This is a genomic window from Nonomuraea sp. NPDC002799 (genome assembly GCF_053592075.1).
Genome location: NZ_JBSFVA010000001.1, coordinates 839,147 through 854,155, shown reverse-complemented (window position 1 = coordinate 854,155; position 15,009 = coordinate 839,147). Strand labels below are relative to the sequence as shown.

Annotated in this window: 12 protein-coding genes; all 12 read left to right on the top strand. The window is 65.8% G+C overall.

Features of this window, described 5'->3' with window-relative positions; translation table 11 throughout:
- On the top strand, positions 1-2,716 hold a 2,716-nt coding region (gene rpoB, locus ACWD0F_RS03875; protein WP_449872365.1), incomplete at its 5' end, for a DNA-directed RNA polymerase subunit beta.
- Positions 2,717-2,733: 17 nt separating this feature from the next.
- Positions 2,734-6,609 carry a DNA-directed RNA polymerase subunit beta' gene (locus ACWD0F_RS03870; protein ID WP_449872364.1) on the top strand — a complete coding sequence of 1,292 codons (3,876 nt, stop codon included), beginning with the start codon at positions 2,734-2,736 and terminating at the stop codon, positions 6,607-6,609.
- 625 nt (positions 6,610-7,234) lie between these two features.
- Positions 7,235-7,609 carry a 30S ribosomal protein S12 gene (rpsL, locus tag ACWD0F_RS03865; protein ID WP_020542315.1) on the top strand — a complete coding sequence of 125 codons (375 nt, stop codon included), beginning with the start codon at positions 7,235-7,237 and terminating at the stop codon, positions 7,607-7,609.
- 2 nt (positions 7,610-7,611) lie between these two features.
- Positions 7,612-8,082 (top strand): 30S ribosomal protein S7, encoded by a 471-nt coding sequence (gene rpsG, locus ACWD0F_RS03860; RefSeq protein ID WP_449872363.1) that lies wholly within the window; start codon positions 7,612-7,614, stop codon positions 8,080-8,082.
- A 90-nt stretch (positions 8,083-8,172) separates the two neighbouring features.
- Positions 8,173-10,221 (top strand): elongation factor G, encoded by a 2,049-nt coding sequence (fusA, locus tag ACWD0F_RS03855; RefSeq protein ID WP_449872362.1) that lies wholly within the window; start codon positions 8,173-8,175, stop codon positions 10,219-10,221.
- Positions 10,222-10,375: 154 nt separating this feature from the next.
- Entirely contained in the window at positions 10,376-11,569 is a 1,194-nt protein-coding gene (gene tuf / locus ACWD0F_RS03850; protein WP_449872361.1) for an elongation factor Tu, read from the top strand.
- A gap of 254 nt (positions 11,570-11,823) precedes the next feature.
- The gene (gene rpsJ, locus ACWD0F_RS03845) at positions 11,824-12,132 is read left to right on the top strand and encodes a 30S ribosomal protein S10 (RefSeq protein WP_012887830.1); all 309 of its coding nucleotides are present in this window, start codon (positions 11,824-11,826) and stop codon (positions 12,130-12,132) included.
- 14 nt (positions 12,133-12,146) lie between these two features.
- Positions 12,147-12,800 (top strand): 50S ribosomal protein L3, encoded by a 654-nt coding sequence (rplC, locus tag ACWD0F_RS03840; RefSeq protein WP_449872360.1) that lies wholly within the window; start codon positions 12,147-12,149, stop codon positions 12,798-12,800.
- On the top strand, positions 12,797-13,447 hold the full coding sequence (rplD, locus tag ACWD0F_RS03835) for a 50S ribosomal protein L4 (protein ID WP_449872359.1): 651 nt from the start codon (positions 12,797-12,799) through the stop codon (positions 13,445-13,447). The genes rplC and rplD overlap by 4 nt, the downstream gene beginning before the upstream one ends.
- Positions 13,447-13,749 (top strand): 50S ribosomal protein L23, encoded by a 303-nt coding sequence (rplW, locus tag ACWD0F_RS03830; protein ID WP_449872358.1) that lies wholly within the window; start codon positions 13,447-13,449, stop codon positions 13,747-13,749. The genes rplD and rplW overlap by 1 nt, the downstream gene beginning before the upstream one ends.
- A 108-nt stretch (positions 13,750-13,857) precedes the next feature.
- Positions 13,858-14,694, top strand: a complete 837-nt coding sequence (gene rplB / locus ACWD0F_RS03825; protein ID WP_449872357.1) for a 50S ribosomal protein L2 — start codon at positions 13,858-13,860, stop codon at positions 14,692-14,694.
- An 11-nt stretch (positions 14,695-14,705) separates the two neighbouring features.
- The gene (rpsS, locus tag ACWD0F_RS03820) at positions 14,706-14,984 is read left to right on the top strand and encodes a 30S ribosomal protein S19 (protein ID WP_449872356.1); all 279 of its coding nucleotides are present in this window, start codon (positions 14,706-14,708) and stop codon (positions 14,982-14,984) included.
- Positions 14,985-15,009: the final 25 nt, after the last annotated feature.

Sequence of the window (15,009 nt, the reverse complement as noted above, 5' to 3'; positions counted from 1 at the left end):
CGGCCAGGACGACGCGCTGCTCGACATCTACCGCAAGCTGCGGCCGGGTGAGCCGCCGACCAAGGAGTCGGCGCAGACCCTGCTGGAGAACCTCTATTTCAACCCCAAGCGCTACGACCTCGCCAAGGTGGGTCGTTACAAGATCAATAAGAAGCTCGGGGTCGACTCGGAGATCACCCAGGGCACCCTGACCGAAGACGACATCGTCGCCACGATCGAGTACATCGTCCGGCTGCACGCCGGTGAGGACTCGATGCCGGGCGCCAACGGCGAGATCATCGTCGAGGTGGACGACATCGACCACTTCGGCAACCGCCGTCTGCGCAGCGTCGGCGAGCTGATCCAGAACCAGGTCCGCCTGGGCCTGGCCCGCATGGAGCGAGTCGTCCGCGAGCGCATGACCACGCAGGACGTCGAGGCCATCACGCCGCAGACCCTGATCAACATCCGCCCGGTCGTGGCGTCGATCAAGGAGTTCTTCGGCACCTCGCAGCTCTCGCAGTTCATGGACCAGACCAACCCGCTGGCCGGTCTGACGCACAAGCGGCGTCTTTCCGCGCTGGGTCCCGGCGGTCTGTCCCGTGAGCGGGCCGGCTTCGAGGTCCGTGACGTGCACCCGTCCCACTATGGCCGGATGTGCCCGATCGAGACGCCTGAAGGCCCCAACATCGGCCTGATCGGCTCGCTGGCCTCCTACGGCCGGATCAACGCCTTCGGCTTCGTCGAGACGCCTTACCGCAAGGTCGTCGAGGGCAAGGTGATCGACCAGATCGACTACCTCACCGCCGACGAGGAAGACCGCTACGTCAAGGCGCAGGCCAACACGGTGCTCAACGCCGACGGCACGTTCCAGGACCCCCGCGTCCTGGTCCGTACCAAGGGCGGCGAGACCGAGCTCGCCCGTGCCGACGAGGTCGACTACATCGACGTGTCGCCGCGCCAGATGGTGTCGGTCGCCACCGCGATGATCCCCTTCCTTGAGCACGACGACGCCAACCGCGCGCTCATGGGCTCCAACATGCAGCGCCAGTCGGTGCCGCTGCTCAAGAGCGAGGCGCCGCTGGTCGGCACCGGCATGGAATACCGTGCCGCGACCGACGCCGGCGACGTGATCAGCGCCGAGAAGGCGGGTGTGGTCGAGGAGGTCTCCGCCGACTACGTCACCGTGATGAACGACGACGGCACCCGCACCACCTACCGCGTCGCCAAGTTCAAGCGCTCCAACCAGGGCACCTCCTTCAACCAGAAGCCCATCGTCGCCGAGGGCGACCGGGTCGAGGTCAACCAGGTGATCGCCGACGGGCCCTGCACCGACAAGGGTGAGATGGCGCTCGGCAAGAACCTGCTCGTGGCGTTCATGCCGTGGGAGGGCCACAACTACGAAGACGCGATCATCCTGTCCCAGCGGCTGGTCCAGGACGACGTCCTCTCCTCGATCCACATCGAGGAGCACGAGGTCGACGCCCGTGACACCAAGCTGGGCCCGGAGGAGATCACCCGGGACATCCCCAACGTCTCCGAGGAGGTCCTGGCCGACCTCGACGAGCGCGGCATCATCCGCATCGGCGCCGAGGTCGTACCCGGCGACATCCTGGTCGGCAAGGTCACGCCCAAGGGCGAGACCGAGCTCACCCCGGAGGAGCGGCTGCTGCGCGCGATCTTCGGGGAGAAGGCCCGCGAAGTCCGCGACACCTCGCTGAAGGTGCCGCACGGCGAGCAGGGCAAGGTCATCCACGTCCGGGTGTTCAGCCGGGAAGAGGGCGACGAGCTGCCGCCGGGGGTCAACGAGCTGGTCCGCGTCTACGTGGCCCAGAAGCGTAAGATCACCGACGGTGACAAGCTCGCCGGCCGTCACGGCAACAAGGGCGTCATCTCCAAGATCCTTCCGGTCGAGGACATGCCGTTCCTGGAGGACGGCACCCCGGTCGACATCATCCTCAACCCTCTCGGTGTGCCGGGCCGGATGAACGTCGGCCAGGTGCTGGAGACCCACCTGGGGTGGATCGCCGCCCGGGGCTGGGACATCTCCGGCGTCCAGGAGGCCTGGGCCGAGCGGCTGCGTGACAAGGGCTTCGAGAAGGTCGCCCCGCGCACCAACATGGCGACCCCGGTCTTCGACGGCGCCCATGAGGAGGAGATCGTCGGTCTGCTGGACAGCACCATCGCCAACCGTGACGGTGACCGGATGGTGCAGCAGAGCGGCAAGGCACGACTGTTCGACGGCCGCTCAGGCGAGCCGTTCCCGTATCCGATCTCGGTCGGCTACATCTATATCCTCAAACTGCTCCACCTGGTCGACGATAAGATTCACGCTCGATCGACCGGTCCCTACTCCATGATCACGCAGCAGCCGCTCGGCGGTAAGGCCCAGTTCGGTGGCCAGCGCTTCGGTGAGATGGAGGTGTGGGCCCTGGAGGCGTACGGCGCCGCCTACGCCCTGCAGGAGCTCCTGACCATCAAGTCCGACGATGTCCTTGGCCGCGTGAAGGTCTACGAGGCCATCGTCAAGGGCGAGAACATCCCCGAGCCGGGCATTCCCGAGTCCTTCAAGGTCCTCATCAAGGAAATGCAGTCGCTGTGCCTGAATGTCGAGGTGCTCTCCAGCGACGGCATGTCCATCGAGATGCGGGACACCGACGAGGACGTCTTCCGCGCGGCGGAGGAGCTTGGTATCGATCTGTCCCGGCGTGAGCCGAGCAGCGTGGAAGAAGTCTGAGGGGGAGATCGCAGAAAATGCTAGACGTCAACTTCTTCGACGAGCTCAGGATCGGTCTTGCGACCGCCGACGACATCCGTCAGTGGTCGCATGGCGAGGTCAAGAAGCCCGAGACCATCAACTACCGAACCCTCAAGCCGGAAAAGGACGGACTCTTCTGCGAGAAGATCTTCGGCCCGACCCGCGACTGGGAGTGCTACTGCGGTAAGTACAAGCGCGTCCGCTTCAAGGGCATCATCTGTGAGCGCTGTGGCGTCGAGGTGACTCGCGCCAAGGTGCGTCGTGAGCGGATGGGCCACATCGAGCTGGCCGCGCCCGTCACGCACATCTGGTACTTCAAGGGCGTTCCGTCGCGCCTCGGCTACCTGCTCGACCTGGCACCGAAGGACCTGGAAAAGGTCATCTACTTCGCGGCCTACATGATCACGCAGGTCGACACCGAGATGCGTGAGCGGGACCTGCCCTCGCTGGAGGCGAAGATCTCCGTCGAGCGGCAGCACATCGAGCAGCGCCGTGACGCCGATGTCGAGGCCAGGCAGAAGAAGCTTGAGTCCGACCTGGGCGAGCTCGAGGCCGCCGGCGCCAAGGGCGACCAGCGCCGTAAGGTCCGCGAGGGCGCCGAGCGCGAGATGCGTCAGCTTCGCGACCGGGCCCAGCGTGAGCTGGACCGGCTCGACGAGGTCTGGAGCCGCTTCAAGAACCTCAAGGTCCAGGACCTTGAGGGCGACGAGCTGCTCTACCGCGAGATGCGTGACCGCTTCGGCCGCTACTTCAAGGGCGGCATGGGCGCGCAGGCGATCCAGGACCGCCTGATCAGCTTCGACCTCGACGTCGAGTCTGAAAACCTGCGCGAGACCATCCGCAGCGGCAAGGGCCAGAAGAAGGCCCGCGCGCTCAAGCGGCTCAAGGTCGTGTCGGCGTTCCTCAGCACGACCAACTCGCCGCGCGGCATGGTGCTCGACTGCATCCCGGTCATCCCGCCGGACCTGCGCCCGATGGTGCAGCTCGACGGTGGCCGGTTCGCCACCTCCGACCTGAACGACCTCTACCGCCGGGTCATCAACCGCAACAACCGCCTCAAGCGACTGCTCGACCTCGGCGCGCCCGAGATCATCGTGAACAACGAGAAGCGGATGCTGCAGGAGGCCGTGGACGCGCTGTTCGACAACGGCCGTCGTGGCCGCCCGGTCACCGGGCCCGGCAACCGTCCGCTCAAGTCCCTCAGCGACATGCTGAAGGGCAAGCAGGGCCGGTTCCGCCAGAACCTGCTGGGCAAGCGAGTCGACTACTCCGGCCGTTCGGTCATCGTCGTCGGCCCGCAGCTCAAGCTGCACCAGTGCGGCCTGCCCAAGCAGATGGCGCTGGAGCTGTTCAAGCCGTTCGTGATGAAGCGGCTCGTGGACCTCAACCACGCCCAGAACATCAAGTCGGCCAAGCGCATGGTCGAGCGGGCTCGCCCCGTGGTGTGGGACGTGCTCGAAGAGGTCATCACCGAGCACCCGGTGCTGCTCAACCGCGCACCGACGCTCCACCGCCTGGGCATCCAGGCGTTCGAGCCGCAGCTCGTCGAGGGCAAGGCCATCCAGATCCACCCGCTCGTCTGCACCGCGTTCAACGCGGACTTCGACGGCGACCAGATGGCCGTGCACCTGCCGCTGTCGGCTGAGGCCCAGGCCGAGGCACGCATCCTGATGCTCTCGACCAACAACATCCTCAAGCCGGCCGACGGCAAGCCCGTGACGATGCCCACCCAGGACATGGTCATCGGCCTCTACTGGCTGACCACCCACAAGGAGGGCGCCGCCGGCGAGGGCCGCGTGTTCGGCTCCATCGCCGAGGCGCAGATGGCCTTCGACCGCAAGGACCTGGACATCCAGGCCCGGATCCAGATCCGGCTGAAGGACGTCCTGCCCCCGCGCGAGTGGGTCGCTCCCGAGGGCTGGGAGCCGGGCGACGCCCTGCGGCTGGAGACGACGTTCGGGCGGTGCCTGTTCAACCAGACGCTCCCCGAGAGCTACCCGTTCGTCGACTTCCAGGTCGGCAAGAAGCAGCTGTCCACGATCGTGAACGAGCTGGCGGAGACCTACCCCAAGATCGACGTCGCCAACTCGCTCGACGCGCTCAAGGACGCCGGCTTCCGCTGGGCGACCCGCTCCGGTGTCACGATCTCGATCGAGGACGTCGTCGCGCCCCCGAACAAGACCAACATCATGGAGAACTACGAGCGCCGGGCCGACAAGGTTCAGCGCGAGTACGAGCGTGGTCTGATCACCGACGAGGAGCGCCGTCAGGAGCTCATCGAGATCTGGACGCACGCCACGGCCGACGTCGAGACCGACATGGTCAACGCCTTCCCGGCGACCAACCCGGTCTGGATGATGGTCAACTCCGGCGCCCGTGGTAACAAGATGCAGGTCCGGCAGATCGCCGGTATCCGTGGCCTGGTGTCCAACACCAAGGGTGAGACGATCCCGCGGCCGATCAAGGCCTCGTTCCGCGAGGGCCTGTCGGTGCTGGAGTACTTCATCTCCACCCACGGTCAGCGGAAGGGTCTGGCCGACACCGCTCTGCGTACCGCCGACTCGGGTTACCTGACCCGTCGTCTGGTGGACGTGGCGCAGGACGTCATCGTGCGCGAGATCGACTGCGGCACCGACCGCGGGGTTCCGCTGCACGTCGCCGACCGCGACGCGTCGGGCAACCTGGTCAAGGCGGAGAACGCCGAGTCCAACGTGCACGGCCGCATCATGGCCGAGGACGTCGAGGTCGACGGCAAGGTCATCGTCCCGGTGGGTGTCGACATCAACGACATCCACGTGACGAAGCTGGTCGAGGCCGGTGTCGAGACCGTCCGCACCCGCAGCGCGCTCGTCTGCGAGGCCAAGATCGGTGTCTGCGCGACCTGCTACGGCCGCTCGCTGGCCACCGGCAAGCTCGTGGACGTCGGCGAGGCGGTCGGCATCATCGCCGCCCAGTCGATCGGCGAGCCCGGCACGCAGCTGACCATGCGTACGTTCCACACCGGTGGTGTGGCCGGCGCCGACATCACCCACGGTCTGCCCCGTGTCACGGAGCTGTTCGAGGCGCGCATCCCCAAGGGTGTCGCCCCGATCTCCGAGGCCGAGGGCCGGGTGCGGATCGACGAGACCGACAAGACCAGGAAGCTCGTGGTCACCCCCGACGACGGGTCGGAGGAGATCGCCTACCCGGTCTCGATGCGGTCGCGCCTGCTCATCCAGGACGGCCAGCGCATCACGGTCGGCCAGCAGCTCGTGGCCGGTGCGGTCAACCCCAACGAGGTGCTGCGCATCCTCGGCCCGCGGGCCGTGCAGCTGCACCTGGTGGCGGAGGTCCAGCAGGTCTACCGCTCGCAGGGTGTGTCGATCCACGACAAGCACATCGAGATTATCGTGCGGCAGATGCTCAAGCGCGTGAACGTGCTGGAGTCCGGTGACACCAGCCTGCTGCCCGGCGAGCTCGTGGAGCGTCCGCGCTTCGAGCTGATGAACCGCGAGACGGTGGCGGAGGGCGGCTCGCCGGCCGCCGGCCGTCCGGTGCTCATGGGCATCACGAAGGCCTCGCTCGCCACCGAGTCGTGGCTGTCGGCGGCCTCCTTCCAGGAGACGACCAGGGTCCTGACGGACGCGGCGATCCACGCCAAGTCCGACTCGCTCCTGGGCCTGAAGGAGAACGTCATCATCGGCAAGCTCATCCCGGCCGGCACTGGCATGCCGCAGTACCGCAACATCCGGGTGGAGCCGACCGAGGAGGCCAAGGCCGCCATGTACACCGTCGGGGGTTACGACGGCTCGGCCGCCGACTACACCTTCGGCACCGGCAGCGGCGAGGCTGTTCCGCTGGAGGAGTACGACTTCGGTCAGTACAACCGCTGACCTTCTGGTCGCCTGTACAAGCTGACGCGCCCGGGTCTCTCGTCGAGAGAGACCCGGGCGCGCTGCTTTTCCCCTGCGCGTCGCCGTGGTGGCCCCAGAGGCCGCGCGTGGCCGAGGGTCGGCCAGGGAGACGGCCGCGGGCCGCACCCGTCGTCATGGCGCCCTGTGGCCGGTCTCCCGGCGATGGGACCGCCCGCGGGAGGGCGGCGTGGGGGCGTACGGAGCCGTGCGTGAGCGTTACGGTCAGATGGCGGTTTCCGGTCTGGGGGGCGAAAGCGTCCGGGGGCCTATACCATGGGGCCCGAAGCTTGGATGAAATAGGTCTCGGCGATCCGAAGTGGCAAGGCTTGTACGCTTTGCCGCGTCGTTTTGACGTGTCGCACAGGCCTGGGTAGTCTTGAGCATCGTGCCCCGTCTTCTGTACGGGCTCTCGACCGTGCGCCCATTGCGGCGCGTAGGGCGGCTTCCTGGCTCGTCATCTCGCGGGATGTGTCTGTGCGAATAGCGCGACACGCCCGAGCGCGGGGGCGCCGGGACAGGGGTAAACCAGCAGGTCATGACACCGGCAGAACCTGCGAAAAGCATCACATTGACGTAGTACCGGCCAGCACGAAACGGAGTGGCAGTGCCCACTATTCAGCAGTTGGTCCGCAAGGGCCGGCAGGACAAGGTCTCCAAGACCAAGACTCCTGCCCTCAAGGGGAGTCCGCAGCGCCGCGGCGTTTGCCAGCGCGTCTACACGACGACCCCCAAGAAGCCCAACTCGGCACTGCGCAAGGTGGCCCGCGTTCGGCTCACGAACGGCATCGAGGTTACGGCCTACATCCCCGGTGTGGGGCACAACCTCCAGGAGCACTCCATCGTGCTCGTGCGTGGCGGTCGTGTGAAGGACCTGCCTGGTGTTCGCTACAAGATCATCCGCGGCTCGCTGGACACCCAGGGTGTCCGCAACCGTAAGCAGGCCCGCAGCCGCTACGGCGCGAAGAAGGAGAAGAGCTAACAATGCCTCGTAAGGGTTCTCCTGGCCGTCGTCAGCTCATGGCTGACCCGGTTTACAGCTCGCCGCTGGTCACCGCTCTGATCAACAAGGTGCTCCTGGACGGCAAGCGCTCCATCGCGCAGTCGATCGTCTACGGCGCCCTTGAGGGCTGCAGGGACAAGACGGGCAACGACCCGGTCGTCACCCTGAAGCGCGCGCTGGACAACGTCAAGCCCACGCTTGAGGTCCGCAGCCGCCGTGTCGGTGGCGCGACCTACCAGGTGCCGGTTGAGGTGCGCGCCACGCGCAGCACCACCCTGGCCCTGCGCTGGCTGGTGCAGTACTCCCGCGCCCGCCGCGAGAAGACCATGACCGAGCGCCTCATGAACGAGCTCCTCGACGCCAGCAACGGCCTCGGGGCGAGCGTGAAGAAGCGCGAGGACACCCACAAGATGGCCGAGTCCAACAAGGCCTTCGCCCACTACCGCTGGTAACCCCGGCGGGTTCGACGAGACGACGAGGACGCGAGAGAAGTGGCCACCACGACCGCTCTTGACCTGGCCAAGGTCCGAAACATCGGGATCATGGCCCATATCGACGCGGGCAAGACCACCACGACCGAGCGCATCCTGTTCTACACCGGCATCAACTACAAGATCGGTGAAGTCCACGAGGGCGCTGCCACGATGGACTGGATGGAGCAGGAGCAGGAGCGCGGCATCACGATCACGTCTGCCGCGACGACCTGCGAGTGGGTCGGTCACACGATCAACATCATCGACACTCCGGGCCACGTCGACTTCACCATCGAGGTGGAGCGTTCGCTCCGCGTCCTCGACGGCGCGGTCGCCGTGTTCGACGGCGTCGCGGGTGTCGAGCCGCAGTCGGAGACGGTGTGGCGCCAGGCTGACCGCTACGAAGTTCCCCGGATCTGCTTCGTCAACAAGATGGACCGGGTCGGCGCGGAGTTCCACCGCTGCGTCGAGATGATGATCAGCCGCCTGGGGGCCACCCCGGCTGTGATTCAGCTTCCGTGGGGCGTTGAGGCCGACTTCAAGGGCGTCATCGACCTCATCACGATGAAGGGGCTCATCTGGAGCGCCGAGGCGGCCAAGGGCGAGATGTACGACATCGTCGACGTCCCGGCCGACCACGCCGAGGCCGCTCGTGAGTGGCGTGACCGCCTCATCGAGACGGTCGCCGAGAACGACGACGAGCTGATGGAGCTCTTCCTCGAGGGCACTGAGCCCTCCGAGGAGCAGCTGATCGCGGCCATCCGCCGCGCGACGCTGGCCAGCGCCATCAACCCGGTGCTCTGCGGCACCGCGTTCAAGAACAAGGGCGTTCAGCCCCTGCTCGACGCGATCGTCGCCTACCTCCCCGCGCCGACCGACCTCGCGGCCTTCAAGGGCCACGCGGTCGGCAACGAGGAGAAGGTGATCGAGCGGCACGCGGACCCGGCCGAGCCGTTCTCCGCGCTGGCATTCAAGATCGCCAGCGACCCGCACCTGGGCAAGCTGACCTACATCCGCATCTACTCGGGCACGCTCGAGACCGGATCGCAGGTCGTCAACTCGGTGAAGGGGAAGAAGGAGCGGATCGGCAAGATCTACCAGATGCACGCCAACAAGCGCGAAGAGCGCCCGTCGGCGATCGCTGGTCAGATCGTGGCCGTCATGGGTCTGAAGGACACCACCACCGGTGACACCCTCTCCGACCCGGCCAACCAGGTCGTGCTCGAGTCGATGACGTTCCCGGCTCCGGTCATCAACGTCGCGATCGAGCCCAAGACCAAGGGCGACCAGGAGAAGTTGTCGATCGCGATCCAGCGACTGGCCGAGGAGGACCCGTCCTTCCAGGTCCGTCGTGATGAGGAGACCGGTCAGACGGTCATCTGGGGCATGGGCGAGCTTCACCTTGAGATCCTCGTCGACCGGATGCGTCGCGAGTTCAAGGTCGAGGCGAACGTCGGCCGTCCCCAGGTCGCCTACCGCGAGACCATCCGCCGCAAGGTGGAGAAGGTCGACTACACCCACAAGAAGCAGACCGGTGGTTCCGGTCAGTTCGCGCGGGTGATCATCAACCTCGAACCGCTGGGCGAAGGCAACGACGGCTACGAGTTCGAGAACAAGGTCACGGGTGGCCGTGTCCCGAGGGAGTACATCCCCTCGGTCGACGCCGGCGCCCAGGAGGCCGCCGAGTTCGGTGTCCTGGCCGGTTACCCGATGGTCGGCGTGAAGGTTACGCTGACTGACGGTGCCGCCCACGACGTCGACTCCTCGGAGATGGCGTTCAAGATCGCTGGCTCGATGGCCTTCAAGGAGGCCGCGCGCAAGGCGGACGCGGTCCTTCTCGAGCCGACGATGTCTGTCGAAGTCACCACGCCCGAGGACTACATGGGTGATGTCATCGGCGACCTCAACGGTCGTCGCGGGCAGATCCAGTCGATGGACGAGCGCGCAGGCGCTCGCGTCATCACGGCGCTCGTGCCGCTGAATGAGATGTTCGGCTACGTGGGCGACCTTCGTAGCAAGACGCAGGGACGCGCGAGCTACAGCATGCAGTTCGACTCCTACTCGGAGGTGCCTCCGGGCATCGCCAAGGAGATCGTCGCGAAGGCCCGGGGCGAATAGTCCCTGGTCCGGTCGCTAAGACCGACCGGTCCAGGACTTCAGTCCTGGTCCCTGGCGGGGTGGTGCGAGCCACCACCCCGTCGCCAAGGGGTTCGGGAGTTCCCGGGCCCGAGTGTGTAGACGAAAGTCAGTCAGATTCTCAAGGAGAGAACCAGTGGGCAAGGCCAAGTTCGAGCGGACCAAGCCGCACATGAACATCGGCACCATTGGACACATCGACCACGGCAAGACCACGCTGACCGCGGCGATCACCAAGGTGCTTCACGACCGCTACCCCGAGCTCAACAAGGCGACCCCGTTCGACAAGATCGACAAGGCGCCTGAGGAGAAGGCTCGTGGCATTACGATCTCCATCGCGCACGTCGAGTACCAGACCGAGAAGCGCCACTACGCGCACGTGGACTGCCCTGGTCACGCCGACTACGTGAAGAACATGATCACCGGCGCCGCTCAGATGGACGGTGCGATTCTTGTCGTCGCCGCCACCGACGGCCCGATGCCGCAGACGAAGGAGCACGTCCTCCTGGCCCGCCAGGTCGGCGTCCCCTACATCGTCGTGGCCCTGAACAAGGCCGACATGGTCGACGACGAGGAGATCCTGGAGCTCGTCGAGCTCGAGGTCCGTGAGCTGCTGTCCGCTCAGGAGTTCCCCGGCGACGACCTGCCCGTCATCCGCGTCTCCGCGCTCAAGGCTCTTGAGGGCGACGAGAAGTGGGCCGACAGCATCGTCGAGCTGATGAACGCCGTGGACGAGAACGTCCCCGAGCCCCCGCGTGAGACGGAGAAGCCGTTCCTCATGCCGGTCGAGGACGTCTTCTCGATCACGGGTCGTGGCACGGTCGTCACCGGTCGTATCGAGCGCGGTATCGTGAAGGTCAACGAGCAGGTTGACATCATCGGTATCAAGGAAGTGAAGACCACCACCACCGTCACCAGCATCGAGATGTTCAACAAGATGCTCGACGAGGGCCAGGCCGGCGACAACGCCGCCCTGCTCCTGCGTGGTATCAAGCGTGACGACGTCGAGCGCGGCCAGTGCATCATCAAGCCGGGCACGACGACCCCGCACACCGAGTTCACCGGCCAGGTCTACATCCTGTCCAAGGACGAGGGCGGGCGCCACACGCCGTTCTTCAACAACTACCGCCCGCAGTTCTACTTCCGTACGACTGACGTGACCGGTGTGGTGAACCTCCCCGAGGGCACCGAGATGGTCATGCCGGGCGACAACACCGAAATGCGCGTTGAGCTGATCCAGCCCATCGCCATGGAGGAAGGCCTCAAGTTCGCGATCCGTGAGGGTGGCCGCACCGTCGGCGCCGGCCGGGTCGTTAAGATCATCAAGTAGCTGGACCGCTGGGGTGGCGGTCGGCCCCGAGTCAGGGACCGACCGCCGCACCACGTAAACAGGCTCCACGTCACGGCGCCGTGATCCAGCAGTAGCTTCGGCCATGTGACCGAAGTCACTGCCGGATCACGGAAGAAAAGGCAGATCGACTACGTCTGCCTCGTGGGGTCGCGCAGGTCTCGACCTGCAACGACATAGCGGCAACAGGCCGCACGATACTTTTTCAGACGACAGCGAAGGACACCGAGGCCATTATGGCGGGACAGAAGATCCGCATCCGGCTTAAGGCCTATGACCACGAGGTCATCGATAGCTCGGCCAAGAAGATCGTCGAGACGGTGACGCGGACTGGCGCGAAGGTCGCGGGCCCGGTGCCGCTGCCGACCGAGAAGAACGTGTACTGCGTCATCCGCTCGCCGCACAAATACAAGGACAGCCGCGAGCACTTTGAGATGCGCACGCACAAGCGGCTGATTGACATCATCGACCCGACCCCCAAGACGGTTGACTCGCTCATGCGGCTCGACCTCCCCGCGGGTGTCGACATCTCGATCAAGCTCTGAGGGAACGCACTGACATGGCTAAGACGATCAAGGGCGTCCTGGGCAAGAAGCTCGGCATGACCCAGGTCTTCGACGCGGACAACCGGATGGTTCCGGTCACCGTGGTCGAGGCCGGTCCGTGCGTGGTGACCAGGGTCCGTACCGCGGAGAAGGACGGCTATTCCGCCATCCAGCTCGGCTTCGGGCAGGTCGACCCCCGGAAGGTCAACAAGCCGCTCGGCGACTACCTGCGTAAGCACGACATCACTCCGCGCCGTTACTTCGCGGAGATCCGCACCGACGACGCGAGCGACTACACCCTCGGCCAGGAGCTGCTGGCCGACACCTTCGAGACCGGCCAGTTCGTCGACGTGACGGGCAAGAGTAAGGGCAAGGGTTTCGCGGGTGTCATGAAGCGGCACGGCTTCAAGGGTTTGGGCGCGTCGCACGGTACGCAGCGCAAGCACCGCTCGCCGGGTTCCATCGGTGGCTGCGCCACCCCGGGCCGCGTTTTCAAGGGTCTGCGCATGGCTGGCCGGATGGGTAACGTCCGCACCACCGTGCAGAGCCTGAAGGTTCATTCCATTGACACCGAGAACGGTCTCATCCTGATCAAGGGTGCGATCCCCGGCGCCAACGGCAGCCTGGTCCTCGTCCGTACCGCTGCCAAGAAGGGGGCTGCCAAGTGAGCACCACTATTGACGTCCTCGACGCCAGCGGTGCCAAGACCGGCACGGTTGACCTGCCCGAAGACATCTTCGGTTACAAGGTCAACGTTCCACTGATCCACCAGGTGGTCGTGGCCCAGCTCGCCGCTCGGCGGCAGGGCACCCACAAGGCGAAGAGCCGTGGTGAGGTCTCCGGCGGCGGCAAGAAGCCGTACCGCCAGAAGGGCACCGGCCGCGCCCGTCAGGGCTCGACCCGTGCGCCGCAGTTCGCCGGCGGTGGCGTCGTCCACGGTCCGGTTCCGCGCGACTACTCGCAGCGTACGCCCAAGAAGATGAAGGCCGCCGCCCTGCGTGGCGCCCTCTCTGACCGGGCCGGCGGCGGTCGCGTCCACGTGGTCAGCACGCTGGTGTCGGGGGAGACCCCGAAGACCAAGACCGCTCTGGACGCGCTGCGCAAGATCACTCAGGCTCCGCGCGTGCTGCTCGTCGTCGGTGAGACGGACGAGCTGACGTGGCTGAGCCTGCGTAACGCCCCCGAGGTCCACCTGCTGGACGCCGGGCAGCTCAACACCTACGACGTGCTCGTGCACGACGACGTGGTCTTCACCCAGGAGGCGTACGACCAGACCGTCGCTCGCCTGAGCAACAGCGGGAAGGAAGACGCCTGATGGAGAAGATCGCCGACCCGCGCGACATCATCGTCAAGCCGGTCGTCTCTGAGAAGAGCTACGGCCTGATCGACGAGAACAACAAGTACACGTTCCTGGTGAAGAAGACCGCGAACAAGACCCAGGTCAAGATCGCTGTTGAGCAGATCTTCGGGGTCAAGGTCACCAGCGTGAACACCATCAACCGGCAGGGCAAGCGCAAGCGCACCCGCACCGGTTTCGGCAAGCGTCCCGACACCAAGCGCGCCATCGTGAGCCTGGTCGAGGGCGATCGGATCGATATCTTCGGTCAGATCGGCTAGCAGCTTCATAGAAGTGAGTGCGGGCCGCATGGTCCGCGCGGGGCGGAGACCGTCGCACCTCGGTGCGGCGGGCTCACCCATGTAACCGACGAAGGATGAACGAAAAAGATGGGCATCCGTAAGTACAAGCCGACGACTCCAGGTCGCCGCGGATCGAGTGTCTCGGACTTCTCCGAGATCACCCGTAGCGAGCCTGAGAAGTCGTTGCTTGCGCCCCTTCATGGCAAGGGCGGCCGCAACGTACACGGCCGGGTCACCGCACGCCACCAAGGCGGCGGTCACAAGCGCGCCTACCGGATCATTGACTTCCGGAGGCATGACAAGGACGGCATTCCGGCGAAGGTCGCTCACATCGAGTACGACCCCAACCGCACCGCCAACATCGCTCTGCTCCACTACGCCGACGGCGAGAAGCGCTACATCATCGCGCCGACGGGCCTCAAGCAGGGCGACCGAATCGAGAACGGCCCCGCTGCCGACATCAAGCCGGGCAACTGCCTGCCGCTGCGCAACATCCCGACGGGTACCTTCATCCACGCGGTGGAGCTCCGTCCGGGCGGCGGCGCCAAGCTCGGCCGCTCCGCGGGCGCCCAGATCCAGTTGCTCGCCAAGGAAGGCCAGTACGCCACCCTGCGTATGCCGTCCGGCGAAATGCGCATGGTCGACGTGCGCTGCCGGGCGTCTGTCGGTCAGGTCGGCAACGCCGAGCAGGCCAACATCAACTGGGGTAAGGCCGGCCGTATGCGGTGGAAGGGCAAGCGCCCGACCGTCCGTGGTGTCGCGATGAACCCCGTCGACCACCCGCATGGTGGCGGTGAGGGCAAGACCTCCGGTGGTCGCCACCCGGTGAACCCGAAGGGCAAGCCCGAGGGGCGCACCCGTCAGGCCAACAAGGCCAGCGACCGGCTGATCATCCGGCGTCGGAGCAAGAGGAAGAAGCGGTAGGAGCAGCCGAAATGCCACGTAGCCTAAAGAAGGGTCCCTTCGTGGACGGTCACCTTCAGAAGAAGGTCGACGTCCAGAACGAGAAGGGCACCAAAACCGTCATCAAGACGTGGTCGCGGCGCTCCATGATCGTCCCCGACATGCTGGGGCACACGATCGCCGTACACGACGGCCGCAAGCACGTCCCGGTGTTCGTCACCGAGTCGATGATCGGCCACAAGCTGGGAGAGTTCGCCCCCACGCGGACCTTCCGCAGCCACGTCAAGGAAGACCGGCGCAGCCGGCGATAGACGCCTTCAGAAGCAGTAAGAGGAG

Bases quoted from the DNA above. Each gene is read 5' to 3' on its own strand.
- fusA (WP_449872362.1), top strand. From the start codon at position 8,173: ATGGCCCATATCGACGCGGGCAAGACCACCACGACCGAGCGCATCCTG.
- rpsG (WP_449872363.1), top strand. From the start codon at position 7,612: ATGCCTCGTAAGGGTTCTCCTGGCCGTCGTCAGCTCATGGCTGACCCG.
- rplB (WP_449872357.1), top strand. From the start codon at position 13,858: ATGGGCATCCGTAAGTACAAGCCGACGACTCCAGGTCGCCGCGGATCG.
- rpsJ (WP_012887830.1), top strand. From the start codon at position 11,824: ATGGCGGGACAGAAGATCCGCATCCGGCTTAAGGCCTATGACCACGAG.
- rplC (WP_449872360.1), top strand. From the start codon at position 12,147: ATGGCTAAGACGATCAAGGGCGTCCTGGGCAAGAAGCTCGGCATGACC.
- ACWD0F_RS03870 (WP_449872364.1), top strand. From the start codon at position 2,734: ATGCTAGACGTCAACTTCTTCGACGAGCTCAGGATCGGTCTTGCGACC.
- rpsS (WP_449872356.1), top strand. From the start codon at position 14,706: ATGCCACGTAGCCTAAAGAAGGGTCCCTTCGTGGACGGTCACCTTCAG.
- rplW (WP_449872358.1), top strand. From the start codon at position 13,447: ATGGAGAAGATCGCCGACCCGCGCGACATCATCGTCAAGCCGGTCGTC.